24 protein-coding genes and 1 pseudogene are annotated in these 24,206 nt (G+C 64.0%); 13 read left to right on the plus strand and 12 right to left on the minus strand.

Annotation, left to right across the window (positions count from 1 at the left end; translation table 11 throughout):
- Positions 1–451: 451 nt before the first annotated feature.
- Positions 452–655, minus strand: a complete 204-nt coding sequence (locus C6A77_RS18210) for a DUF2788 domain-containing protein (protein ID WP_114170722.1) — start codon at positions 653–655, stop codon at positions 452–454.
- A gap of 54 nt (positions 656–709) precedes the next feature.
- Positions 710–1,186 carry an Lrp/AsnC family transcriptional regulator gene (locus tag C6A77_RS18215; protein ID WP_003249795.1) on the minus strand — a complete coding sequence of 159 codons (477 nt, stop codon included), beginning with the start codon at positions 1,184–1,186 and terminating at the stop codon, positions 710–712.
- Positions 1,187–1,580: 394 nt separating this feature from the next.
- Here C6A77_RS18215 and C6A77_RS18220 point away from each other — a divergent pair, with 394 nt between their 5' ends.
- On the plus strand, positions 1,581–2,366 hold the full coding sequence (locus tag C6A77_RS18220; RefSeq protein WP_114170723.1) for a DUF6515 family protein: 786 nt from the start codon (positions 1,581–1,583) through the stop codon (positions 2,364–2,366).
- A 20-nt stretch (positions 2,367–2,386) separates the two neighbouring features.
- Here C6A77_RS18220 and C6A77_RS18225 read toward each other — a convergent pair whose 3' ends face one another.
- A complete protein-coding gene (locus tag C6A77_RS18225; protein WP_114170724.1) occupies positions 2,387–3,259 on the minus strand; it encodes a cation diffusion facilitator family transporter in 873 nt (290 codons plus the stop codon).
- A gap of 22 nt (positions 3,260–3,281) precedes the next feature.
- Positions 3,282–3,701, minus strand: coding sequence for a polyribonucleotide nucleotidyltransferase (locus C6A77_RS18230; protein ID WP_114170725.1), 420 nt, complete (start codon positions 3,699–3,701; stop codon positions 3,282–3,284).
- A gap of 118 nt (positions 3,702–3,819) precedes the next feature.
- Here C6A77_RS18230 and hrpB point away from each other — a divergent pair, with 118 nt between their 5' ends.
- On the plus strand, positions 3,820–6,354 hold the full coding sequence (hrpB, locus tag C6A77_RS18235; protein ID WP_114170726.1) for an ATP-dependent helicase HrpB: 2,535 nt from the start codon (positions 3,820–3,822) through the stop codon (positions 6,352–6,354).
- Positions 6,355–6,365: 11 nt separating this feature from the next.
- Here hrpB and C6A77_RS18240 read toward each other — a convergent pair whose 3' ends face one another.
- Positions 6,366–7,022: a YciC family protein gene (locus tag C6A77_RS18240; RefSeq protein ID WP_114170727.1), complete on the minus strand. Its 657-nt coding sequence runs from the start codon at positions 7,020–7,022 to the stop codon at positions 6,366–6,368.
- A gap of 166 nt (positions 7,023–7,188) precedes the next feature.
- Between C6A77_RS18240 and C6A77_RS18245 the strand changes: the two genes are divergently transcribed.
- The 5 genes from C6A77_RS18245 (at position 7,189) to C6A77_RS18265 (ending at position 11,582) form a co-directional block, all read left to right on the plus strand.
- Positions 7,189–7,899 (plus strand): DUF2076 domain-containing protein, encoded by a 711-nt coding sequence (locus tag C6A77_RS18245; protein WP_114170728.1) that lies wholly within the window; start codon positions 7,189–7,191, stop codon positions 7,897–7,899.
- 140 nt (positions 7,900–8,039) lie between these two features.
- Positions 8,040–8,519 (plus strand): NYN domain-containing protein, encoded by a 480-nt coding sequence (locus tag C6A77_RS18250; protein ID WP_114170729.1) that lies wholly within the window; start codon positions 8,040–8,042, stop codon positions 8,517–8,519.
- 9 nt (positions 8,520–8,528) lie between these two features.
- Complete coding sequence (locus C6A77_RS18255) at positions 8,529–9,134, plus strand: 3'-5' exonuclease (RefSeq protein ID WP_114170730.1); 606 nt, start codon at positions 8,529–8,531, stop codon at positions 9,132–9,134.
- Between the two features lie 141 nt (positions 9,135–9,275).
- The gene (gene yedA / locus C6A77_RS18260; protein WP_114170731.1) at positions 9,276–10,196 is read left to right on the plus strand and encodes a drug/metabolite exporter YedA; all 921 of its coding nucleotides are present in this window, start codon (positions 9,276–9,278) and stop codon (positions 10,194–10,196) included.
- Positions 10,197–10,250: 54 nt separating this feature from the next.
- Positions 10,251–11,582, plus strand: coding sequence for a DEAD/DEAH box helicase (locus tag C6A77_RS18265; protein WP_114170732.1), 1,332 nt, complete (start codon positions 10,251–10,253; stop codon positions 11,580–11,582).
- 192 nt (positions 11,583–11,774) lie between these two features.
- On the opposite strand, the gene C6A77_RS18275 is transcribed toward C6A77_RS18265, so the two are convergent.
- The 3 genes and pseudogenes from C6A77_RS18275 to C6A77_RS18285 all read right to left on the minus strand — a co-directional run.
- Positions 11,775–13,016 carry a TIGR03862 family flavoprotein gene (locus C6A77_RS18275; RefSeq protein ID WP_114170733.1) on the minus strand — a complete coding sequence of 414 codons (1,242 nt, stop codon included), beginning with the start codon at positions 13,014–13,016 and terminating at the stop codon, positions 11,775–11,777.
- 148 nt (positions 13,017–13,164) lie between these two features.
- Entirely contained in the window at positions 13,165–14,079 is a 915-nt protein-coding gene (locus tag C6A77_RS18280; RefSeq protein ID WP_114170734.1) for a histone deacetylase, read from the minus strand.
- A 213-nt stretch (positions 14,080–14,292) separates the two neighbouring features.
- Positions 14,293–14,482, minus strand: a pseudogene (locus tag C6A77_RS18285) (histidine phosphatase family protein); the annotation flags it as partial.
- Positions 14,483–14,664: 182 nt separating this feature from the next.
- On the opposite strand from C6A77_RS18285, the gene C6A77_RS18290 reads away from it, so the two are divergent.
- The 6 genes from C6A77_RS18290 to C6A77_RS18320 all read left to right on the plus strand — a co-directional run bounded on the left by C6A77_RS18290 (position 14,665) and on the right by C6A77_RS18320 (position 22,324).
- A complete protein-coding gene (locus tag C6A77_RS18290) occupies positions 14,665–15,234 on the plus strand; it encodes a GNAT family N-acetyltransferase (protein ID WP_114170735.1) in 570 nt (189 codons plus the stop codon).
- 95 nt (positions 15,235–15,329) lie between these two features.
- Complete coding sequence (gene tesB / locus C6A77_RS18295) at positions 15,330–16,199, plus strand: acyl-CoA thioesterase II (RefSeq protein WP_114170736.1); 870 nt, start codon at positions 15,330–15,332, stop codon at positions 16,197–16,199.
- Positions 16,196–16,786 (plus strand): HAD family hydrolase, encoded by a 591-nt coding sequence (locus C6A77_RS18300; RefSeq protein ID WP_114170737.1) that lies wholly within the window; start codon positions 16,196–16,198, stop codon positions 16,784–16,786. The genes tesB and C6A77_RS18300 overlap by 4 nt, the downstream gene beginning before the upstream one ends.
- A gap of 164 nt (positions 16,787–16,950) precedes the next feature.
- Positions 16,951–17,961 (plus strand): NAD(P)-dependent alcohol dehydrogenase, encoded by a 1,011-nt coding sequence (locus C6A77_RS18310; RefSeq protein WP_114170739.1) that lies wholly within the window; start codon positions 16,951–16,953, stop codon positions 17,959–17,961.
- Positions 17,962–18,342: 381 nt separating this feature from the next.
- On the plus strand, positions 18,343–19,734 hold the full coding sequence (gene gabP / locus C6A77_RS18315; RefSeq protein ID WP_114170740.1) for a GABA permease: 1,392 nt from the start codon (positions 18,343–18,345) through the stop codon (positions 19,732–19,734).
- A 196-nt stretch (positions 19,735–19,930) separates the two neighbouring features.
- Complete coding sequence (locus C6A77_RS18320) at positions 19,931–22,324, plus strand: TonB-dependent siderophore receptor (RefSeq protein WP_114170741.1); 2,394 nt, start codon at positions 19,931–19,933, stop codon at positions 22,322–22,324.
- A gap of 207 nt (positions 22,325–22,531) precedes the next feature.
- Here C6A77_RS18320 and C6A77_RS18330 read toward each other — a convergent pair whose 3' ends face one another.
- The 4 genes from C6A77_RS18330 to C6A77_RS25810 form a co-directional block, all read right to left on the minus strand.
- A complete protein-coding gene (locus C6A77_RS18330) occupies positions 22,532–22,738 on the minus strand; it encodes a co-regulatory protein PtrA N-terminal domain-containing protein (RefSeq protein ID WP_114170742.1) in 207 nt (68 codons plus the stop codon).
- 266 nt (positions 22,739–23,004) lie between these two features.
- The gene (locus C6A77_RS18335; protein WP_114170747.1) at positions 23,005–23,283 is read right to left on the minus strand and encodes a DUF2790 domain-containing protein; all 279 of its coding nucleotides are present in this window, start codon (positions 23,281–23,283) and stop codon (positions 23,005–23,007) included.
- A 447-nt stretch (positions 23,284–23,730) separates the two neighbouring features.
- A complete protein-coding gene (locus tag C6A77_RS18345; RefSeq protein ID WP_114170744.1) occupies positions 23,731–23,994 on the minus strand; it encodes a DUF3077 domain-containing protein in 264 nt (87 codons plus the stop codon).
- Between the two features lie 23 nt (positions 23,995–24,017).
- Positions 24,018–24,206: hypothetical protein (locus tag C6A77_RS25810; protein ID WP_241507439.1), on the minus strand; the 189-nt coding region annotated here is incomplete at its 5' end.

Here is a 24,206-nt window from a genome sequence, read left to right on the forward strand (position 1 = left end):
CCCGCGAAGCAGGTAACGCGGTGGATGGCACCGGCTGCGCCGGTGTTCGCGGCTAAAGCCGCTACCACAGGTACTGCGTGAGCCATAGGCCTGCGCGATTCCCTGTGGGAGCGGGCAAGCCCGCGAAGCAGGTAACGCGGTGGATGGCACCGGCTGCGCCGGTGTTCGCGGCTAAAGCCGCTCCCACAGGTACTGCGCGAGCCATAGGCCTGCGCGATTCCCTGTGGGAGCGGGCAAGCCCGCGAAGCAGGTAACGCGGTGGATGGCACCGGCTGCGCCGGTGTTCGCGGCTAAAGCCGCTCCCACAGGTACTGCGCGAGCCATAGGCCTGCGCGATTCCCTGTGGGAGCGGGCACGCCCGCGAAGCAGGCGACGCGGTGGATGGCACCGTACCTGTGGGAGCGGCCTTGTGTCGCGATGGAGCGCAAAGCGCTCCCGGCTTTGTAGAGCCTTACACCCCTTCCAGAAACCCCACCACCACGCTCTTGATGATGAAGGCCAGTACCCCCAGCCCCAGCACGAAGAACAGGATCAGCGTCCCGAACTTCCCTGCCTTGGACTTTTTTGCCAGGTCCCAGACGATGAAACCCATGAAACCGATCAACACGGTGACCAGCACGATCATCATCCACTCTTCGAATACGACGGGATCCATCAGTGTTCTCCAGGCAGTCCGAGCAACCGAGTATACGCCTGCTGGCGCAAGGGTTTAACGCAGGTGGGTCAATGGCAGCTCGGTGCTGGCCAGCACCTGGTTGAGCACGAAGCTCGAACGTACGCTGGTGACGCCTTCGATACGGGTCAGGCTGCCTAGCAGCAGTTTCTGATAGTGGTCCATGTCCGGCACCACCACTTTCAGCTGGTAGTCGGCATCCATGCCGGTGACCAGGCTGCATTCGAGCACCTGCGGCAGGTTGCGGATGGCCGCCTCGAAGGTTTCGAAGCGTTCCGGGGTGTGGCGGTCCATGCCGATCAGCACATAGGCGGTCAGGCTCAGCCCCAGCTTCTTGCGGTCGAGCAGGGCCACCTGGCGCGAGATGTAGCCGTCGTCTTCCAGTTGCTTGACCCGACGCGAGCATGGCGAAGGCGACAGGCCGATGCGTTCGGCCAGTTCCTGGTTGGAAATGCGCGCATCGCGCTGCAATTCGGCGAGGATGCTCAGGTCGTAGCGGTCAAGTTTGCTCATGAGGTTTGCCTTTTCTGTTCGGGTTGCGTCGAATTATCGATCCGAGGTGAAAAATTGCGCAAGTGCTATTTATCCGAGCAATCTTCGCAATCATCTGCCGCATCGGCTTCGGTATCTTTATCCACAGAATCACTGCCCGGACATCAGTCCACGGCGACGCGCCCTAGGCGGGCGGTCGCGGCCAGCCATCCAACAGGATCTGCAGGCCCCCGGGCTACACACCTTCCAGAAGACGGTGTGAGGTGAGCCGGCGCCACAAGTGCCGAGCACGGACGACAATTCCTGAAGGGAGGCCCTGCGGCCTCCCTTTTTTCATGTCCCGAATTTTAATTGGCCTGTGCGGCGGGCGCGGTAGACTGGCCGCAATTGCCGTATTTCTACCGAGAGGGACAACATGAAGTCGCGCATCTGGCAGTTGGCAGGTGTTGGTGTGTTGGGGTTGGGCATCAGCCTCGGGGCCGTGGCCGAGGGGCAGGGCGAGGGCGCGCCGGGGCGCTCGCTCAATTCGCGTGACGAAGTACAGCAGACCCAGCCGCCACGCCAGGGTTACTACCAGGACATTCCCCGCCGTCATGGCGACAACCGCTACTGGCAGGCCGGTGGCCCGGGGCAACGGCCCGGCGGTGACTGGCAGGGGCGCCCGGACGGCCGTGGCGATGGCTGGGGGCCGGGGCCGCAGTATCGGCCCGGGCACCGCATCGATCAGTTCCCCGAGCGCTACTGGAAAGTGCCCTACCGTGGCGATGAGTACTTCTATTCGGGTGGCTACTGGTATCGCCCGCAGGGTGGCCGTTATGTGCTGGTGACCCCGCCCTATGGCATGCGGGTCGAGTACCTGCCGCCCTATGCGCGGGAGGTCTGGCTGGGCGGGGCGCTGTTCTTCGAGGTGGCCGATAACTATTACCAGTACCGGCCCGACAGCCGCGAGTACGTGGTGGTCAACCCGCCGGTTGCAGCGCCGGCACCTGCAAGCGATGGCTACGATGTGGTGGCCTACCCGATGCATGGACAGGGCCAGGAGCAGCAGGAGCAGGACCGCTACCAGTGCCACCGCTGGGCAGTCGGCCAGTCAGGCTTCGACCCGGCGACAGCGCCTTATGCACCACCTGCCAACGTGGCTGAAAACTACCGGCGGGCGCTGGGTGCCTGCTTCAGTGGTCGCGGCTACAGCATCAACTGAAGTGATGTGCCTAGGCAGGCTCACACCGGGTCGGCATGCACCATTACATCTGCCTGTGGATAACGCTGGCGGATCACCTTCGATGCCTCCACGCACAGCCCATGCGCTTCATGCAGCGGTAACTGCCCCGGCATTTCCAGATGCAGCTGGACGAACCACTGGTTGCCCGACACCCGGGTACGCAAGTCATGCACGCCTTTCACGCCGGGGATGGCCAGCACCAGCGCGGCCATGTTCTCGCCAACGTCGCCGGGCAGCTCCTGGTCCATCAGGATGGCCGTGCTCTCGCGGGCGATCTGTAGCGCGCTCCAGAGGATGTAGACGGCTATGCCCAGGCCGAACAGCGCATCCAGCTGCGGCCAGCCAACGCGGGCCAGCAGCAGCGCCAGCAGGATGCTGCCGTTGAGCAGCAGGTCCGAGCGGTAGTGCAGCGAGTCGGCCCGCACCGCGGTAGAACCGGTCAGGCGGATGACCTTGCGCTGCAGGGCCAGCAAGCCAAGGGTGAGCACCAGCGACAGCACCATCACCGCGATGCCGATGGCGGTATCGCCCAAGGGTTGCGGGCTGTGCAGGCGTTCGACCGCCTGCACTCCGATCAGCACTGCACTGACCCCGATGAACAGCGCCTGCGCCATGCCGGCCAAGGCCTCGGCCTTGCCGTGGCCGAAGCGGTGGTCGCTGTCGGCCGGGCGCAGCGCGTAGTGCACTGCCAGCAGGTTGAGGAACGAGGCGACCGCATCCAGCGCCGAGTCGGTCAGCCCCGCCAGCAGGCTGACCGAGCCGCTCAGCCACCAGGCCAGCGCCTTGCTCAGGACCAGGATGCTGGCCACCGCCAGTGATGCGCGAGTGGCCAGGCGCAACAGGCGCTGGTGTTCAGCCGGGGTGGTGGTCATCCGTGGTCAGTGTCCTTGTCGATCAGGCTGCCGGCACCAGGCCCAGGCTGGCCAGCTGCTCGATGCTGCCGCGTTGCTGGATCAGCCGTGGGTCGTTCAGCGGCAGGCGCTGGCCCAGTTCGCTTTCCAGAATGGCCTGCAACTTGATGTTGTCGACCTTGCCATCGGGGCTGACGGCTTCGCGCAGCTTGACCGGGTCGACCTGGGCAGAGCGCCCGCCCGGGTAATAGATGGCGCCGGTGGCGAAGTCGATGCCGAAGGCGATCAGCCCGGGGATTACGTAGAACAGGATGCCGATGGCATCCATTGCGGCAACCACTGGGTCGATCTTGCCGCCGATCTGGCCACGACGTTCCGGGTACAGAATGGTGCCGCAGGCCGTCAGTTGGGTCAGCAAGGTGACGATGAGGGCGCCACCGATGACGCGGGATGGGATGCGCATGTAAAGACTCCGAAAAGGTATTCAGCAAGGGCAAGCGAAACGCCTGCACCTGAAGCTAAGACCATGACAGGGCAGGCTGGGTTCGCCGTTATACTCGCCAGACTGTTCGAGGGCCACCATGATTTCATTACCGATCGATGCTGTCTTGCCTGCCTTGCGCCAGGCGCTGGAAAACCGTGACGAAGCGGTGCTCGAGGCGCCGCCTGGCGCCGGCAAGACCACGCGCGTTCCACTCGCCTTGCTGGAAGAGCCCTGGTTGCAAGGGCAGAGCATCATCATGCTGGAACCACGCCGGCTTGCCGCCCGGGCAGCAGCGGAACGCATGGCCAGCGAGCTGGGCGAAAAGGTCGGCGAAACCGTGGGCTACCGCATCCGCCTGGACAGCAAGGTTGGCCCGAAAACCCGCATCGAAGTGGTGACCGAAGGCATCCTGACGCGCCGGCTGCAGAGCGACCCGGCACTCGAAGGTGTCGGCCTGGTGATCTTCGACGAGTTCCACCTGCGCAATCTGGATGCCGATCTGGCGTTGGCGCTCGCCCTCAACGGGCGCGAGCTGTTCCGCGACGAGGCTGCGCTGAAAGTATTGCTGATGTCTGCAACGCTGGAGGGAGAGCGGCTGTCGCGCCTGCTGGACGACGCGCCGATCGTGACCAGTGAAGGCCGGATGTTCCCGGTCACGACAGTCTGGGGCAAGCCACAGCAACCCGGCGAGTACATCGAGCCGCGAGTGGTCAGTGCATGCCTGGATGCGCTTGCCGAGCAGGCGGGCAGCTTGCTGGTATTTCTGCCGGGCCAGGCCGAAATCCGTCGCGTCCTGGCGGGGCTTGAAGAGGCCTTCGACGCTTCGCCGTCGCTGCGCCAGGACACGCTTCTGTGTCCGCTTCATGGTGAGCTCGACCTGAACCAGCAGCGTGCGGCCATCGACCCCGCGCCAGCCGGAAAGCGCAAGGTAGTGTTGGCTACCAACATTGCCGAGACCAGTGTCACCATCGACGGTGTCCGCGTGGTGATTGACGCAGGGCTCGAGCGTGTTCCGCGCTTTGATCCGCGCAGCGGCATGACCCGGCTGGATACCCAGCGGATCTCCAGGGCCAGCGCCACCCAACGCGCCGGCCGTGCCGGGCGGCTTGAACCCGGGGTCTGCTATCGCTTGTGGTCTGAAAGCCAGCACGAGCAGATGGCGGGTTTCAGCGCGCCTGAAATTCAACAAGCGGACCTGACAGGGCTGGCGCTGCAACTGGCCAAGTGGGGCGTTCAGCCTGGCGATCTGGCATGGCTGGATGCACCGCCTGCGGCTGCGTACGCCCAGGCATGTGACCTGCTGCGTCGGCTTGGCGCGCTCCAGCAGGATGGCCAGCTGACAAAGCACGGACAGGCGATGGCCGAATTACCAAGCCATCCTCGCATCGCTCACCTGCTGCTGCGAGGGCACGAGCTGGGGCTGACCGAGACCGCTTGCGATATCGCCGCCTTGCTGGGCGAGCGGGATATTCAGCGTGGCGGCGGGGCAGATCTGCACAGCCGGCTGGCCATCCTGTCCGGCGAACACCGCGCCCAACGGGGCGAGCAAGGTGGCGCTCAGCGGGCGAAGCAATTGGCCAGGCAATACCGCTCTTTCCTGAAAGGCCCGGTATCTGCCGCTGTCGCTGATCCGCAACATCCGCGCTGGGTCGGCTGCCTACTTGCCTTGGCCTACCCGGATCGCGTTGCCCAACAGCGCCGTGCTGGCGGCGCCGAGTATCGCCTGGCCAATGGCCGTGCAGCGATGTTCACCGAAGCCGATGCGCTGATGAAGCATTCATGGCTGGTCATTGCCGACCTCGGCAGCCGGCAGGGGCAGCGGGAAGAACGGATCTACCTGGCGGCCGACCTCGATGAAAGCCTGTTCGATGACGTCCTCAAAGAACAGGTCAGCCAGGTGGACGAGCTTGACTGGGACGAGCGCGAAGGGGGGCTTCGGGCAGAGCGGCAGGTGAGGGTAGGGGCGCTCACGCTTGCGCGTGCGCCGTTGGCTGACTTGAGCGCTGAGGCGCGGGTACAGGCGCTTGTGAACTACGTTCGGCGCAAGGGCCTGGAGCTGCTGCCGTGGACGCCCGAACTGCGTCAGTGGCAAGCCAGGATAGCGCTGCTGCGCCTGCTTGATGAAGAAGCCGGCAACCACAGCGAGTGGCCCGACTTGCGAGACGAAGCATTGCTGCAGTCGCTGGAGGCGTGGTTGGGGCCCTACGTCGGCAAGGTGACCCGGCTCGGTCATTTTGCCCAGCTCGACCTGGCCGGCATCCTCCGCAACCTGCTGCCCTGGCCTTTGCCACAGCAACTGGACATTCAGGCGCCGCAGACGGTTTCGGTACCCTCAGGCTCGAATATCCGCGTGGACTACAGCGAGCGCCCGCCTGTGCTGGCCGTACGGCTGCAGGAACTGTTCGGGCAAGCGGATACACCACGCATCGCCAATGGTCGCCAGGTGCTCAAGCTGCATCTGTTATCACCCGCGCGCCGCCCGGTGCAGGTGACCCAGGACCTGGCGAACTTCTGGAAGTCGACCTACAGCGAGGTGAAGAAAGACCTGAAAGGGAGGTACCCGAAGCATTTCTGGCCGGATGACCCCCTGGTCGCGCAGGCGACCGCGCGCGCCAAGCCAAGAGGTACCTGACCATCATCGCCTCAGGCGTTGGCTTCACCTTCCAGCAACATGAACAGGCGATACAGCACCACGGTGCTGAACAGCTGAAGGAAGCCGCTGAGGCTGTCCATGGCCAGCTCCATGGCGGGCGATGGTTCGGGCAAGGCCATCAGCAGCAGCCCGTCGATCAGCCAGATCGGAGCCAGCACGCCGACCACGCAAACCATGATGCGCAGAAAATGCCCGGTGGTCATGCTGGCGCTTTCGCGCATCGCCTGCACCACCGGCCGGCCACGCAGTACCAGCAAGTATTCGGCGAACACCAGGTTGATCATGATCCACACGCCCGGGAAGATGAACAGCGCAAGGCCCGCCATGATCAGCAGCGAGCTGATCAGGATCAGCAGGGCCAGTTGTGGCCAAAGCTGCACGGCGCGGGCGAACAGGTCGCGCTTGCGGGTTTCCTGGCCATTGCTGCGGGTGTCGAGGTACAGGATCAGCGCGGCGCTGTACAACGGGTACAACAGCAGGCTGACCAGCATGCCGTAGGCCGGCGATGCCTGGTCGCCCATCTGCCGGTACAGCAGCTGGGTCAGCAGGGCTTCCAGCACCACCAGCGGCAGGCACAGCGGGAGGATGTTCGGCAGGTGGCGGCGGAAGAAGTACAGGGAGTCGCGCAGGACGCTCAGCGGATTCATCGGTCAACATCGCATGGCAGTAAAAACAGGGGCCTAACTTTAGCCCAAAGCGGGCTTGCGGCTGTCATTTGCTGAAAAAAGTTTCACGCCGCAGTGATTGAATCCCCCGCCTGTACCCCCCATCTTTGACGCTGTCCGATGTCCCGCTACCCCACGAGGTCGCCCCATGAATACTGAAGAACAAACCTTGATCGACGGCCTGTTCAGCCGCATCAGGCAAGCCGAGGACCCAAGCCAGCCACGTGATGCCCAGGCCCAGGCGTGCATCGACCAACACGTGCGTCAGCAGCCGGCGGCGCCTTACTACATGGCCCAGGCTATTTTGGTGCAGGAGGCCGCGATCAAGCGCCTCGACGAGCAGAACAAGCAACTGGAAGCCGAACTGAAGCAGGCCCGGGCGCAGGCCGAGGCGGCGCGGGCCGGCAACAGCGCGCCGAGCAATGGCGGCGGTGGTTTCCTGTCCAGCATCTTTGGTTCGGGGCGCAGTGCTGCCCCGGCCGTGCAGCCGCAGCGCCCGGCGGTGGCACCGGTAGCAACCGGTGGTGGCTGGCGTGAACCGTCGGCGCCGGGCTTTTCCCAGCCGCCAGCGCAGCAGCCTGGCTTTGGCGCTGCGCCGGCACGCAGTGGTGGCAGCAGCTTCCTCGGCGGCGCCATGCAGACTGCGGCCGGTGTGGCGGGTGGTGTGTTGCTGGCGCAGGGCATCAGCAGCCTGTTCAACCACAACTCGCAGCCGGAGGAGGTGGTCGAGGTGATCAAGGAAGAGCCGGCACCGGCCAGTGACAGCGGTGGCTGGGGCAGTGATCAGGGGGACTACGCCGACAGCGATTATGGCAACGATGATGGCGGGTTCTTCGCCGACGACGATTCGTACGTCTGACAGGTCTGGCATACTGGCCGGCAAACGTGGGGGCGCTGTGCGCCCTTCGCGGGCATGCGCTGAATCGCTGTGGGAGCGGGCGCGCCCGCGAAGGGCTGCAAGGCAGCCCCAGCATTCCAGCCCGACCAAGGGGTTCCCAGGTGAAAAAGATCGCGCTGTTCGCCGACGTGCAGAACCTCTACTACACCGTGCGCCAGGCCCATGGCTGCCATTTCAACTACACCGCGCTGTGGGCCGATGTCAGCCGCGAAGGGCAGATCGTCGAGGCGGTGGCCTATGCCATCGACCGTGGCGACAGCAAACAGCAGCAGTTCCAGCAGATTTTGCGCAACCTCGGTTTCGATGTGCGCTTGAAACCGTTCATCCAGCGCAGCGACGGCTCGGCCAAAGGTGACTGGGATGTCGGCATTACCCTGGATGTGATCGATGCGGCCAGCCGGGTCGATCAGGTGGTGCTGGCCTCCGGCGACGGTGATTTCGACCTGCTGCTGGAGCGGGTGATCCAGCGCCACGGCACCGAAGCCGTGGTGTATGGTGTGCCCGGGCTGACGGCGTTGTCGCTGATCCGCGCCGCCAGCCGTTATGTGCCCATCGAGGGTACGCTGTTGCTCAAGCACTGAGATTTCTGCATGGAACGTATCGCTGTCATCGACTTTGAAACCACCGGCATCAGCCCCGGCGCCGGCTGCCGTGCCACTGAGGTGGCAGTGGTAATGCTGGAGGGCGGGCGCATGGTCGAGCGTTACCAGAGCCTGATGAACGCCGGCGTGCCGGTACCGGCTTTCGTCGCCGGGCTGACCGGCATCACCACCGCGATGCTGCGCAGCGCGCCGCCGGTGGACCAGGTAATGCACGAAGTGGCCGAGTTTGTCGGCGGCACCCCGCTGCTGGCGCACAACGCCGCGTTCGACCAGAAGTTCTGGGACTACGAGCTGGGCCGCATCGGCCGCAGCCGCAGCCAGTCGTTCGCCTGTTCGCTGTTGTTGTCGCGGCGCCTGCTGCCGGCGGCACCGAACCACAAGCTGGGCACCCTGACCCGCTGGGCCGGGCTGCCAGACACCGGCACCGCGCACCGCGCCATGGCCGATGCCGAAATGGCCGCCAACCTGCTGCAACACCTGGCTGGCGTGCTGCGCCAGAGCCATGGGGTTCAGCAGCTCTCGCACGACCTGTTGTGCCGCTTGCAGAAAACCCCGGCCGCAAAGGTTCGCGAAGCCCTGGCCAGGTACTGTTGACGGCGGCGGATTGCGCCGACGACACCACCGGCAAACCGGCGCGCGAAAATTGTGCTGCTCATTTGCATGGGTTTTGTAACTTATCGCCACCCGGACAGGCCCTTAAACTTAACCACCGTAAACGGATTTCGAGTGTTTCCCATGCCTGCCTCCCGTCGCTTCCCGTTGCTGCTCGTCGGCGCTTTTCTGGCCTTGTACCTGGTCTGGGGCTCCACCTACCTGTTCATTCGCATTGGCGTCGAGAGCTGGCCGCCGATGCTCATGGCCGGGGTGCGCTTCCTGATTGCCGGTGGCTTGCTGTACGGCTTCTTGCGCTGGCGCGGGGTGCCGGCACCGACCTGGCCGCAGTGGCGGGCGGCCGGGGCGATCGGGTTTCTGCTGCTCAGCTGTGGCAACGGCGGGGTGACCGTGGCCGAGCACGCTGGCGTCGCCTCGGGCGTGGCGGCATTGGCGGTGGCGACGGTGCCACTGTTCACCTTGCTGTTCGGCCTGCTGTTCGGGCATCGCAATTCCCGGCTGGAGTGGGCGGGCATCGCCCTTGGCCTGGTGGGCATCGGCCTGCTGAACCTGGGTTCCAACCTGCAGGCCAGCCCGATTGGCGCGGCGCTGATCATTTTTGCCGCAGCGTCGTGGGCATTCGGCTCGGTGTGGAGCAAGACCTTGCCGCTGCCGGCGGGGCCCATGGCCAGCGCGGCGGAAATGCTGGTCGGTGGTGCCGTGCTGTTGCTCGGCAGCGTGCTCTCGGGTGAGCGCATGACGCAGATGCCGACCGCTGCCGGCTGGGGCGCGCTGGCCTATCTGGTGTTCTTCGGTTCGATTCTGGCATTCAGTGCCTACATGTACCTGCTCAAGCATGTGCGCCCGGCGGCGGCCACCAGCTACGCCTACGTCAACCCGGCGGTGGCCGTGCTGCTGGGTATCGTCTTCGCCGGCGAGCAGATTGGCGCCGAAGAGTGCGTGGCGATGGCGGTGATCATTGGCGCGGTGGTGTTGATCGGCCTGCCGCAGTGGCGCAAGCCGCCCCAGCCCGCGCAGCCGCTGAAAGGCGAAATCTGCAAGTAGACAGGGACGATGCGGTAAACTTGCCGGCTTCGCTGAACCCCTGACGGTATTGCCATGACTTTCGCCAAACTCGGCCTGATCGAACCGCTGCTGCGTACCCTGCAGCAGCTGGACTACACCACCCCGACCCCGGTGCAGGCCAAGGCCATCCCCGCCGTGCTGGCAGGTCGCGACCTGATGGCCGCAGCCCAGACCGGCACCGGCAAGACTGCCGGCTTTGCCCTGCCCGTGCTGCAGCGCCTGGCGCTGGAAGGCGAGAAGGTGGCCAGCAACTCGATCCGCGCGTTGGTGCTGGTGCCTACCCGTGAACTGGCCGAGCAGGTGCACAACAATGTGCGCGAATACGCCGAAAACCTGCCGCTGAGCACCTACGCGGTGTATGGCGGGGTCAGCATCAACCCGCAGATGATGCGCCTGCGCCGAGGGGTCGACCTGTTGGTGGCCACCCCGGGCCGTCTGCTCGACCTGTTCCGCCAGAACGCGGTGAAGTTCAACCAGGTGCAGACCCTGGTGCTGGACGAAGCCGACCGCATGCTCGACCTGGGCTTTGCCGAAGAGCTGCAGTCGGTGTACGCCGCGCTGCCCCGCAAACGCCAGACGCTGCTGTTCTCTGCCACCTTCTCCGAGCAGATCCGCATGCTCGCGGGGTTGGCCCTGAATGACCCGCTGAGCATCGAAGTCAGCCCGCGCAATGCTGCAGCGGCCAGCGTCAAGCAGTGGCTGGTGCCGGTGGACAAGAAGCGCAAGGTCGATCTGTTCTGCCACCTGTTGCGCAAGCAGCGCTGGAAGCAGGTGCTGGTGTTCGCCAAGACCCGCAACGGTGTCGACCAGCTGGTGGAGCGCTTGCTGGCCGAGGGGGTGAATGCCGACGGCATCCACGGTGACCGCCCGCAAGCCACCCGCCAGCGCGCCCTGGACAGTTTCAAGGCTCGTGAGATCCAGGTGCTGGTAGCCACCGATGTGGCGGCCCGTGGCCTGGACATCGATGACCTGCCCCTGGTGGTCAACCTCGACCTGCCGATCGTGGCCGAGGATTACGTGCACCGCATCGGGCGTACCGGGCGGGCGGGCAACAAGGGCGAGGCGATTTCGCTGGTGTGTGCGGATGAAGTGCAGCTGCTGGCGGCTATCGAAGTGCTGACCCGGCAGACCTTGGCGCGTCATGAAGAGCCGGATTTCATCCCCGATCACCGCGTGCCGCTGACCGATGCCAGTGGCCAGGTGATCAAGAAGCCGAAGAAGCCCAAGAAGCCCAAGGAAAACAGCGCCAAGCGTGGCTTGGGGCGCTGGATGGACAGTACCGAGGCGGGCAATGCCGAGCCGGCGGTGAAGGCGGTGCGCAAGGTGCCTAGCTTCAATGGTGGGCCGCGTAAGCGTAAGCCGTAGATTCGGGACCTGCGCGGTCCCTGTGGGAGCGGGTTCACCCGCGAAGAATTTTACCCGGTGCATGGCACGGGCTTCGCCCGTGTTCGCGGGCATGCCCGCTCCCACAGGTACTGCGATGCTCTCAAGGCCACTGCTGTACTTGTGGGAGCTGGCTTGCCGGCGATGGGCTGCAAAGCAGCCCCCGACAATCTGTCAGGAAACCCGCATAACCCAATCCGCCGCCGCCCGCCCGGCGCGCAACCCACTGGCGAAGCAGGCCGTCAGCAGGTACCCACCCGTCGGCGCCTCCCAGTCCAGCATCTCGCCGGCACAGAACACCCCCGGCAAGCCCTTCACCATCAGCCCCTCATCCAGCCCCTCGAAACGCACCCCACCGGCGCTGCTGATCGCTTCATCCAGCGGCCGCGTGCGCACCAGGGTGATCGGCAACGCCTTGATCGCCTCCGCCAGCGCCTGTGGGTCGGCGAAGGTCGCCTGATCGGTCAGTTCACGCAGCAGCGCCGCCTTGACCCCGTCGATACCCAACTGGCTATGCAGGTGCTTGGCCATGGAGCGCGAGCCCCGTGGCCTGGCCAGTGCCTGGGCAATCTTGTCCACAGGCTTGTCCGGCAACAGGTCAAGCAACAACACCCCGCAGCCCTCACGGTTGATGGCCTCGCGTACCCGCGCCGACCAGGCATACACCAGGCTGCCTTCCACGCCTTGCGCGGTGAGGATGAACTCACCCTTGCGCGGAGCACTGCCGGGCACGCTGAGGGCAATGTTCTTCAGCGGCGCGCCGGCGAACTTGTCCTTGAGCAACGCGCTCCAGCCTGCCACTTCAAAACCACAGTTGCTGGGCTGCAAAGGCGAGATATCCACAGCCCGTTCGGCCAGCAGCGCTTGCCAGCTACCGTCGGAGCCCAGTCGCGCCCAGCTGCCGCCACCCAGCGCCAGCACCACCACGGCGGCCTGCACCAACCGTTCGCCCTGTGGATAAGCGATCCGCAAGGCGCCGTCGGCATTCCAGCCCAGCCAGCGGTGCCGGGTGTGGATAACTACCCCGCTGTCGCGCAGGCGCTTGAGCCAGGCGCGCAGCAGTGGCGCGGCTTTCATGTCGCTGGGGAACACCCGGCCCGAGGTGCCGACGAAGGTTTCGATACCCAGGCCGTGTATCCACCCACGCAAGGCGTCGGCATCGAAGTCGCGCAGCAGCGCAGCGATTTCGCCCTGGCGCTCGGCATAGCGGCTGACGAACGCCGGGTAGGGTTCGGAGTGGGTGATGTTCATGCCGCCAACGCCCGCCAGCAGGAACTTGCGGCCCACCGACGGCATGGCATCGAACACCTCGACCGCCAGGCCCGCCTGGGCCAGTGCTTCAGCCGCCATCAGGCCGGCGGGGCCGCCGCCGATGACGACCGCGAGGGGAGGGGAACTGGGGTTCGAGTTGGACATGGTGGGCAGCAGGCTGTGGAAAAGACGCGCATTCTAGCGCAGCACGGCCCGATCAGGCACTGATCAAAAAACGATCAGCTTGCTGCAGCCCTTGCCGACAAAGGGCTGCAGCGCCTTTCCCGCAGGTTATCCACAAGCAGCTCCACAGTCATTGTGAACAACCCATGACACGAGCCGCGCTGTGATGAAGGATGCCGTGGCGCCTGGCCAGCGCGGCGCGGTCCTTGCTGTAGCCACCACCGATCACCCCCATTACCGGGATATCGCGCCCCAGGCAGTGGCGCAGCACCGCTTCGTCACGGGCGGCAACGCCGGCGTCGGTGAGTTGCAGGTAGCCCAGGGCATCGTCCTTGTGCACATCGACCCCGGCGTCATACAGCACCAGGTCCGGCTGATAAAGCGGCAGCAGGTAGTTGAGCGCGTCGTCCACCACTTTCAGGTAGGCGTGGTCACCCATGCCGCGGGGCAGCGGGATGTCCCAGTCGCTTTGCGCCTTGCGCGCCGGGAAGTTCTGTTCGCAGTGCAGCGATACGGTGATGGCGTCTGCCGTGTCGTGCAGGATGCGCGCGGTACCGTCGCCCTGGTGCACGTCGCAGTCGAAGATCAGCACGCGATGGACCCGGCCGGCTTCCAGCAGGTAGCGGCTGATTACCGCCAGGTCGTTGAAGATACAGAAGCCGGCAGGGTGGTCGTAATGGGCGTGGTGAGTGCCGCCGGCCAGGTGGCAGGCGATGCCGTGCTGCAGCGCCATTTCTGCGGTCAGCAGCGAGCCGCCCACGGCGCGCACGGTGCGCCGGGCCAGGGCTTCGCTCCAGGGCAGGCCGAGGCGGCGCTGGTCTTCGCGCGACAGGTCGCCATTCAGGTAGCGCTCGATGTAGCCCCGGTCGTGGGCCAGGGCGAGGATGTCGTTAGGGCAGATGTCCGGGCGCAGCAGGGCCTGGTCAGTGGTCAGCCCGCTGTCGACCAGGTGGTCGTGCAGCAGGCGGAACTTGTCCATCGGGAAGCGGTGTTCAGCGGGGAACTCCGGGCTGTAGTCTTCGTGGTAGATCAGCGGCAACGGCATGGAGGGGTCGCAATCAGGGCCAGTGCTGATCTTGCCATGGGTGGAGACGGCTGTGGGAGCACTCTCCTGTGGCCAGCGCTGTGGCTCTGGTGGGAGCGGCCTTGTGTCGCGAAAGGGCTGCGCAGCAGCCCCCGGGTTTCAGCATTGATGCACAAAATGCTGGGGCTGCTGTGCAGCCCTTTCGCGACACAAGGCCGCTCCCACAGGGATACTCTATTCGCCTGTGCTGGCCAGCACCCGTTGCCAGTCCGGCTCGTTCAGGCGGCCGCGGATGCGCGCCTTGCCATTGCCATCCACCGAAACGAACAGCGCACTGGCGTAACCGCTTTCACGCTCGCCACCCACGACATGCTGCTGGCGGGCGAAGTGGTCGATGCCAGCCGTTGTGGGTCACCCGCAATAACATGCGTTGCTCCGTCGGCTTGGCCGCGGTTGGCGCGGCGGTGGATGGCGGCATCCTGCCAAGTGGCCTGTCGGGGGGCGGTGAAGGGCGTGTGAAAATTGCATTCCGGGCACGCCGGGCAGGTGAAACACGCGCCCGCGCCTACGCTGTAACATGCAAGACGGCAAAACCGGAGCACACCCATGACCCCTATCCTGCAACTGGAAAGCGCACGGCTGGTGCTGCGCCAATGGCATGACGACGACCTGCGCGAGTTCGCCGCGCTGTGCGCCGACCCGCACGTGATGCGTTACTTTCCGGCGCCGCTGACCCGCCTGGAGGCGGCCGCGCTGATCGGCCGCGTGCGCGGGCATTTCAACGAATACGGGTTCGGCCTGTGGGCCCTGGAGCGCAAGGACAGCGGTGCCTTCATCGGCATGACCGGGTTGTTGCACGTAGGCTTCGATGCCGGGTTCACGCCGGCAGTGGAGATCGGCTGGCGCCTGGCACGCCGCCACTGGGGCCTGGGCTTCGCCAGCGAGGCGGCATGGACCTGCCTGCGCTGTGCTTTCGCGCAATTGCGCCTGGAAGAGGTGGTGTCGTTCACCAGTGAGAGCAACCTGCCCTCGCAAAAGGTCATGCAGGCCATCGGCATGCAGCAGGACCTGAACGGCAGCTTCGAACACCCGCGCCTGCCCGTGGGCCATCCGCTGCGCCCGCACGTGCTGTACCGCATCGACCGTGCACGCTGGGAGCAGACCCTGCGCGCTTGAATGCACGGCTATGCCCGGTGCGAATGACAAACCCTGTATTATTTGTCTCCATCAGTGTGCTGTAGAGACGTCTTGCCTTGCTAGGAGAACCCCCGATGAGTCATGTGTTGGACGACCTGGTCGACCTGTTGAGCCTCGAGTCCATCGAGGAGAACCTGTTCCGTGGACGCAGCCAGGACCTGGGCTTCCGCCAGCTGTACGGCGGGCAAGTGCTGGGCCAGTCGTTGTCGGCGGCCAGCCAGACGGTCGAGGATGCACGCCATGTGCATTCGTTGCACGGCTACTTCCTGCGCCCGGGCGATGCCAGCCTGCCGGTGGTGTATTCGGTGGACCGCGTGCGCGATGGCGGCAGCTTCAGCACCCGGCGGGTGACGGCGATCCAGAAGGGCCAGCCGATCTTCACCTGCAGTGCTTCGTTCCAGTACGACGAGGAAGGTTTCGAGCACCAGGCGCAGATGCCCGAGGTGGTCGGCCCGGAAAACCTGCCCAGTGAGGTCGAACTGGCCCGGGCCATGGCCGACAAACTGCCCGAGCGCATTCGCGACAAGGTGCTGTGCGCCAAACCGATCGAGATCCGCCCGGTCACCGAGCGCGACCCGTTCAACCCCAAGCCTGGCGACCCGGTGAAGTACGCCTGGTTCCGCGCCGACGGCAACCTGCCCGATGTGCCCGCGCTGCACAAATACCTGCTGGCCTACGCCTCGGACTTCGGCCTGCTGACCACCTCGTTGCTGCCCCATGGCAAATCGGTGTGGCAGCGCGACATGCAGATCGCCAGCCTCGACCATTCGCTGTGGTTCCACGGCAACCTGCGTGCCGACGAGTGGCTGCTGTACGCCACCGACAGCCCCTGGGCAGGTAATGCCCGTGGCTTCTGCCGCGGCAAGATCTACAACCAGGCTGGGCAGCTGGTGGCCTCGTCGTGCCAGGAAGGCCTGATTCGTCATCGCAAGGACTGGGCATGAGCCTGGGCGAGGTGCGCAACTGGGTGTTCGACATGGACGGCACCCTGACCGTGGCCGTGCACGACTTCGCCGCCATTCGCGTGGCGCTGGACATCCCGGCCGAGCACGACATCCTCACCCACCTGGCGGCCTTGCCTGCGGACGAAGCAGCGGCCAAGCATGCCTGGCTGCTGGAACACGAACGCGACCTGGCGATCGCCTCCACAGCGGCTGCCGGGGCGGTGGAGCTGGTACGCGAACTGGCCGGGCGGGGTTGCCGGCTGGGTATTCTGACCCGCAATGCCCGCGAGTTGGCGCATGTGACGCTGCAGGCCATCGGCCTGGCGGATTGTTTTCCGGTGCAGCACATTCTCGGGCGTGACGAAGCGGCGCCCAAGCCGAGCCCGGATGGGTTGCTGAAGATTGCCGAGGCCTGGGGTGTAGCGCCGGGTGAGCTGGTGATGGTGGGCGATTACCGCTTTGACCTGGACTGTGGGCGGGCTGCGGGGGCGCGCACGGTGCTGGTGAACCTGCCGGACAACCCGTGGCCGGAGCTGGTGGATTGGCATGCGGCCGATTGCCGGGCATTGAAGGTGATGCTGGGCTGAGTTTTTGTGTCGCCTGTGCGGGCTTCTTCGCGGGTAAACCCGCTCCCACAGGGACCGCGCCGAGCTCAAGTCCAGCACTCAACCTGTGGGAGCGGGTTCACCCGCGAAGAGGCCGGACCTGTCTATGCTGAACCCCAATCTTTTCCTGAACGGAGACCCTATCCATGACCAGCAAAGCCATCTACGTACAACCCGGCGGCGGCTACGACAAGGTCGAGGTCGGCACCTGCGAGGCCCCCGCACCCGAGGCCGGCGAGATCACCGTGCGCTTGCATGCCAGCTCGCTCAACTACCACGATTTTGCCGTGGTCAGCGGCATGTGGGGCCCGAGCGAGCGGCGCATCCCCATGGCCGATGGCGCGGGCGAAGTGGTCGCGGTTGGCAGCGGCGTCAGCGAATTCCAGGTCGGTGACAGTGTGGTCAGTACCTTCTTCCCCGACTGGCTCGACGGCCAGGCCAATGTCGAAGGCTTCGCCAGGGTCCCCGGCGACGGCATCGATGGTTACGCCCGTGAACAGGTGACCGCGCGCGCCAGCGCCTTTACCCTGGCGCCAAAGGGTTTCAGCCACGCCGAAGCCGCCACCTTGACTACGGCCGGGCTCACCGCCTGGCGTGCGCTGATGAGCGACGACCACCTCAAACCCGGCGACACGGTGCTGGTGCAGGGCACCGGCGGTGTGTCGATCTTTGCCCTGCAGTTCGCCAAGCTGGCCGGCGCGACGGTGATCGCCACCTCGTCCAGCGATGCCAAGCTGGAGCGCCTGAAGGCTCTGGGGGCCGACCACCTGATCAACTACAAGAGCACCCCGGCCTGGGGTGAAAAAGTGCGCGAGCTGACCGGCAACCGCGGCGTCGACCATGTGATCGAAGTCGGTGGCCCGGCGACACTGGAACAATCGATGATCGCCGCGCGCATTGGCGGGCATGTGTCACTGATCGGCATTCTCACCGGCGTGGCCGGGCAGTTGCCGCTGGTGCAGGCGCTGGTGCGGCAGATTCGCCTGCAAGGGGTGCTGGTGGGCAGCCGCGCCCAGCAGCAGGCGATGGTGCGGGCGATCGATGGCAATGGCCTGCGGCCAGTGGTGGACAAGCATTTCGAGCTGGAGCAGATCGTCGAGGCGTTCCGCTATCAGGAGAGCAACCGGCATTTCGGCAAGATCTGCCTGACCTGGTAAAGGCCAGGGCCTTCTTCAAACCATGCGCAGCCCGCTGTGGGAGCGGGCGCGCCCGCGAAGGCCGCCCCAGGCAACACACATCCATATGAAAAACAAAAGCGCCAGACGAACCGCTGTCGCAATCGGACATGCCATTCACGACATCTGGCGTCATCGGAAATGCCCTGTCGTGATCGAACAGTTCCGGGGCGTTCTCGTGTAATTTCCCACAGCCTTGCGGGGCTTAAATGAACCCCGACCCGCACTGACACCTGCTCTGTGACGCGTGCCAAATATCAACAACAGCGCGCGAGCAATGTGTCGACTTATTGATTTCAAAGGAGATATTTTCGCCTACACCTGCCCGTCCATCCTTGTGTCAGCAAAAAGAGAACAACATCAATGAACACCGTGGGATCTGATGGCAACCTTGCACAAGGTTTCAAGCCACGTCATGTAACGATGCTGTCCATCGCCGGCATCATCGGCGCCGGACTTTTCGTCGGCTCGGGCCATGCCATCGCGGCGGCCGGGCCAGCTACCATAATTTCCTATTTCGTGGCCGGGACCCTGGTGGTACTGGTCATGCGCATGCTCGGCGAAATGGCCGTGGCGCACCCCGACACCGGTTCGTTTTCCACCTACGCCGACCAGGCCATCGGCCGCTGGGCCGGCTACACCATCGGCTGGCTGTACTGGTGGTTCTGGGTGCTGGTAATCCCGATCGAAGCGCTGGCCGCCGGGCATGTGCTGAATGCCTGGTTCCCGCAGGTGGACAGCTGGATCTTCGCCCTGGCCTCGGTGCTGTTGCTGGCCGGTACCAACCTGTTCAGCGTGGCCAAGTACGGCGAGTTCGAGTTCTGGTTCGCGATCCTCAAGGTCACCGCCATTCTCGGCTTCATCGGCCTGGGCTTTGCGGCCTTGATGGGCTGGCTGCCCAACCGCGAAGTCAGCGGCCTGAGCAGCCTGGTGGCCGAGCACGGCGGCTTCGCGCCGAAGGGCTGGTCGGCCGTGGTCGGCGCGTTCATCACCGTGATGTTCAGCTTCATCGGTACCGAGGCGGTGACCATCGCCGCGTCCGAGTCCAGCGACCCGTCGCGCAACATCGCCAAGGCCACCCGCTCGGTGATCTGGCGCATCAGCACCTTCTACATCCTGTCGATCTTCGTGATCATTTCGGTGGTGCCGTGGAACGACCCGCAACTGGCGGTGGTGGGTTCGTACCAGCGTGCGCTGGAGATCATGAACATCCCCAACGCGGCCTTCATGGTCGACCTGGTGGTGCTGGTGGCAGTGACCAGCTGCATGAACTCGTCGATCTACATCGCCTCGCGGATGATGTACTCGCTGGCCAAGCGCGGTGACGCCCCGGCCATGCTGAACAAGACCTCCAAGGTCGGCGTACCGCGCGCTGCGGTATTCGGCAGCACCCTGATCGGCGCCGCCATTGCGGTGCTCAACTACTTCGCACCGAAGGGTGTGTTCGAGTTCCTGCTGGCCAGCTCTGGCGCCATCGCCTTGCTGGTGTACATGGTCATCGCCATCTCGCAGCTGCGCATGCGCCGCCGCCTGGAGCGGGAAAACACCGAACTGAAGTTCCGCATGTGGCTGTTCCCGTACCTGACCTGGGCGGTAATCCTGTTCATTGCCGGCGCGCTGGCGGTGATGATGTACACGCCTGAACACCGGGCGGAAGTGAGCTCCACGCTGGGCCTGGCGATCGTGATTTCGTTCCTCGGGATCGTCACCACGCGGGGCCATGCGCAACCGGTAGGGGCGCGTTCGATGGGGTGATTGGGTTCACCTGGCGGTAAAGGCAAAGGGCACCATTGGAGGGTGCCCTTTGTTTTTTCCGCTGTAGCACAACGCAGAAAGTCTCACCGGCGGTGAGACGATGTTGAAAATAAATGAGGTGTTTTCTCATTCTCGTTCGGCATGTAGGGAAGGCCGGAATACAGGCCAGTCTGCCGACCCTCCACGGAGCGAGAAAATGAGTTCTACCCCGGTTCCCCAGCGCCATCCATTGAATCGCGCTTTGCACGGCGCATTCCTGGGGCTGGTTGTCAGCAGTTACGCGCTGCCGTCGCTTGCACAGCCGCAGGCGGCTGACCACAGCAACCCGCAGCAACAATGGAGCATCCCTGCCGGCCCGTTGGCCCCGGCGCTTGACCGCTTTGCGCGCCAGGCGGGTGTCAGCCTTTCTTTCGATGCGCAAAGCGTAGCCAACCGCACCACCCAAGGTGTCAGCGGTGCGATGGAAACCCCGGCGGCGCTGGCGGTATTGCTGCAGGGGACCGAGCTGGCGCCCGAGCAGCAAGGCCCCAATGCCTACCGGGTGGTCCCGCAAGCCAAGCCAGCCGGCCCGCTCGAGCTCGGCGCAACCGAGGACTACCGGCTGGCGCCGGTCATCATCAACGCCAAGGTCAAGGCCAGCGCCGACGACGACCTGAACTCGGTGGTTGCCCAGGAGTTGTGGGTGGGCGGCAAGGTGGCGACCAGCATCCGTAACACGCCGGCATCGGTGTCGGTGGTCACCCGCAAGGAAATGGAGCAGCGCAGCGTCAGCACCACGGAAGAGGCGCTGCAGTACACCCCGGGGGTGATCAGCGACTTTTATGGCTCCGACGACCGCAACGACTACTTCCAGATCCGCGGCTTTCAGGCCACCACTTACCGTGACGGCTTGACCCTGAGTTCGATGCGCGGCGTACGCGAAGACCCGTTCGCCTACGAACGCATCGAGATTCTGCGTGGCGCCAACTCCACCCTGTTCGGCCCGGCAGACCCGGGCGGCTCGGTGAACTTCGTGACCAAGCAGCCGCGCTTCGAGAAGTTTGGGCAAGGCTACGTGACCTATGGCTCCTACGACCACGCCGAGACCGGCATCGATGTGGGCGACGCGCTGAATGATGAACAGACCCTGGCCGGCCGTTTCACGGCCAAGATGCAGAACAGCGACCGCGAATACGATCACTCGCAGGACGACAACCGCTTCGTGATGGGCGGCCTCACCTGGGCGCCTAGCGACTACACCTCGGCGACCATGATCCTGGACTACCTGAAGACCGATAGCTCGCCGAACAGCGGTGGCTACCCGCTGGACAAGGAATACGACCGCAGCGATTTCTTTGGCGAGCCCAGCTACAACTTCCACCACGTCGAGCGCACCAGCCTCAGCGGCAACATCACCCACGATTTCGACAATGGCTTCGTGCTGCGCAGCAACTTGCGCTACAGCGAGTTGAGCGATGACTTTGGCTATGCCTACCTGAGCGACAACCCCTCGCGGGTCGGCACCGTCATCCCCCGTTACGTGTTTGGTACCGACAGCGACGCCGACCAGCTCAACGGCAACCTGATGCTGCAGTACGACGCGCAGTTCGAGCACATCGACAGCAGCACCTTGGTGGGTGTGGAATACCTCGATTCCACCACCACGCAAAGCTCGATCTACGGCCTGGCGCCTTCCATCGACATCGCCAACCCGGTATTCACCGGGGTGCCGGGCGTGCTCACGCCCTACACGCGCAAGAAGAACGACGCCACCACCCAGGCGGTTTTCCTCCAGCAGAACCTGTCGTTCTACGACCGCGTGATCGCCACCGCCGGCGTGCGCAATGACTCGATGGACCTGTCGAGCAAGGAGTACGTCGGCGGTGTTCAGGAAGAAAAGGACAACTTCTCGGAAACCTCCTACCGCGCGGCGCTGACCTATATCGTCAACGATGAGGTGTCCACCTACGTGAGCATGGTCGAGTCCGTCTCGCCGCCACAGGTTGGCGTCACACCGCAGACCGGCAAGCAGTACGAAGTGGGCGTGAAGTATGCGCCGCTGGGGATGGACGCGCTGTTCTCGGCGGCGGTGTATGACCTGACCCAGGAAAACGTCACCATCGCCGTGGTGCTGCCCAGCGGCATCATCGAGCAGCAGACGGTGGGCGAGTCGCGCGTGCGCGGCCTGGACCTGGAAGCCAAGGCACAGGTGACGCAGGACATCAGCGTGATCGCGGCTTATTCGTACATGGAATCGGAAGTGCTGCGCGGGGCGTTGTATGATGGCTCTTCGCTCAAGGGCAAGGAGTTCACCACGGCACCGAAGCACTCGGGTTCGTTGTGGGGTTACTACAGCATTCCCGGTACTGACGTGAGCGTTGGCTTGGGCGCGCGGTATGTCGGGGCGTATTACATGGATGCGGCCAACACCAAGAAAAGCGATGGCACTACGTTGTTCGATGCGGCGCTGAATTACCAGATTGCCAAGGGGACTGACCTGGCGCTCAACGTCAGCAACCTGTTTGACGAGCAGCATGTGGTGGGCTCGGGAACCGCGAACTACTACAACCCAGGGCGAGAGGTGACGGCCAAGTTGAGTTACAGCTGGTAAGGCTGAGGGCCCGCCCACACAGAACCCGCTCCCACAGGTACCGCGCTGGCTTCGGGCTCACACCGTCCCTGTGGGAGCGGCCATGGCCGCGAACACCGGCGCAGCCGGTGCCATGCACCGCGCTGCATTCTTCGCGGGCTTGCCCGCTCCCACAGGGTACTGCACTGGTTCCGGGTTCCGCAGTATGGGCGCCCTTCGCTATACCGCTCAGCTTTTAGCGTCGTCGGCTGCCTTGCCTTTGCTTTCTGCTAAAGCGGCTTCTGCTTTCTGTTTCTCTGCAAGCTGAAACGCCTGCATGGAAGCTTTGCGGGCTGACTCCATGCGCGCGAAGGTGCGATCACCACCTCCGGACGCCATCACCAACGAAGAAGCGGTCAACGTAGCAATGACGAAAAGTACTTTCATGGATTTCATTTGCATATCCTCAAGTGAAACGATGTAACTGGCGCTGCACAGTAACTAGTCCGGCAGAATAATACTTATCCGTTGACTGGCTGATTTCAGTATTTGATTGTCAATCTTGCGATTATCTAGGCAAGACATTGCCTTGCGAATTAGGTGTGCCTATTCGCTGATGGGCTTAAGTCATGCTTACAAAAAGTTTATCTTCGCTTCGTGCCTAGGAAGTTCCTTTCCCGCTTAAGGCGCAGGCAAATTTCAGGTCTCCGATAGGAGGCGGATCAGGCCGTACCAGTAGGTGCGGCGGGGCTTCCACCCCATTCGAGGAATCGGATCTTGTGAATTTCGCCCTTGCTGTCTTCATAAACTACGGTCACCGGTACCACGCCGGTCTTGTCGGATGTATCGGTACGTTGCAATACCCGTTTCACATCGATGTTCATCCCGTAGTGATATTCAACGGCAGCAACATGCGCGCCGGGTCCTTGCAGGTTGTTATGGTCAAAGACACTGGGTGCGAGACTGGAAATCACGGCACTGACAATGGTGGCCATGCTCATAAGGCTGTACCTCTGATGAAGTTCGCTTGACAAGGACTTGATCTGACACGATGAGAAAGTGAAGTTCATTCCACCGCGACGAACGCGCTTCGCTGAGTCGCCTGTAGTGGCAAAAAACTTCCTGCAATCCACCGTGGCTGACAGCTCTCGACCATTCGTCCTTTGGTACCTGTATTTACTGGCTGGCATCCTCTTCAGCGACGGGTTGTCGGTTCTGGCGCACCTTCCGACCGGCCCGTTGTTCCGGCAAGGCAACTCTCCAGAAGCTGCACATAACGCACTAATTGACGCACACGTTGTGGGAGCGGGTTCACCCGCGAACACCGGCAGAGCCGGTGCCATGCACCGCGCTGCATTCTTCGCGGGCTTGTGCCGCTCCCACAGGATAAGCGAACCCCCTTTGTGAGCTCGGTGCTCCGCGCGACAGCGCAGCCCAAAGTCCGCTGGCTAGCGCATCATCCCCAGCTCGGCATCATCCAGCAGCGCCTTGCCCAAGGCGCACAGGTAATGTGCGGCCCAAATCAGCTTTGGCTTGTCTTCCATCAAACCGTCGATGGTCAGGTCCCGCGCATAGCCCATCAGTTCCGAAGCTTGCTCGCGGGCGTTCTGGCAGGGAATGCCGGGCTCGATGCGGAATAGCGGATGAGTCTGGTTTTCGCCTTGGTAGAAGATGGTTTTACCGACGGTGCATTGGGTGTCTTCGGTGGTCATTGATCGATCTCCCTGGTAGTGAATCAGTGCACGGCTTGCGGGTCCGCTGGCTTGTGTATGTGTGCCAGCGCTGACTCGAGAAGTTTACGAAGGGACTCAAGCTCGTGCATCGACGCCATGACCAACAATGACGCAGGCGATCGCGGCTGCATCAGCATTGCCTGCTGGGCTACGGCTTCGGCACAGAGCGCGTAGTCCGAGGCCAGCATGAT

It is taken from the genome of Pseudomonas sp. AFG_SD02_1510_Pfu_092 (assembly GCF_003331055.1).
GTDB lineage: Bacteria > Pseudomonadota > Gammaproteobacteria > Pseudomonadales > Pseudomonadaceae > Aquipseudomonas.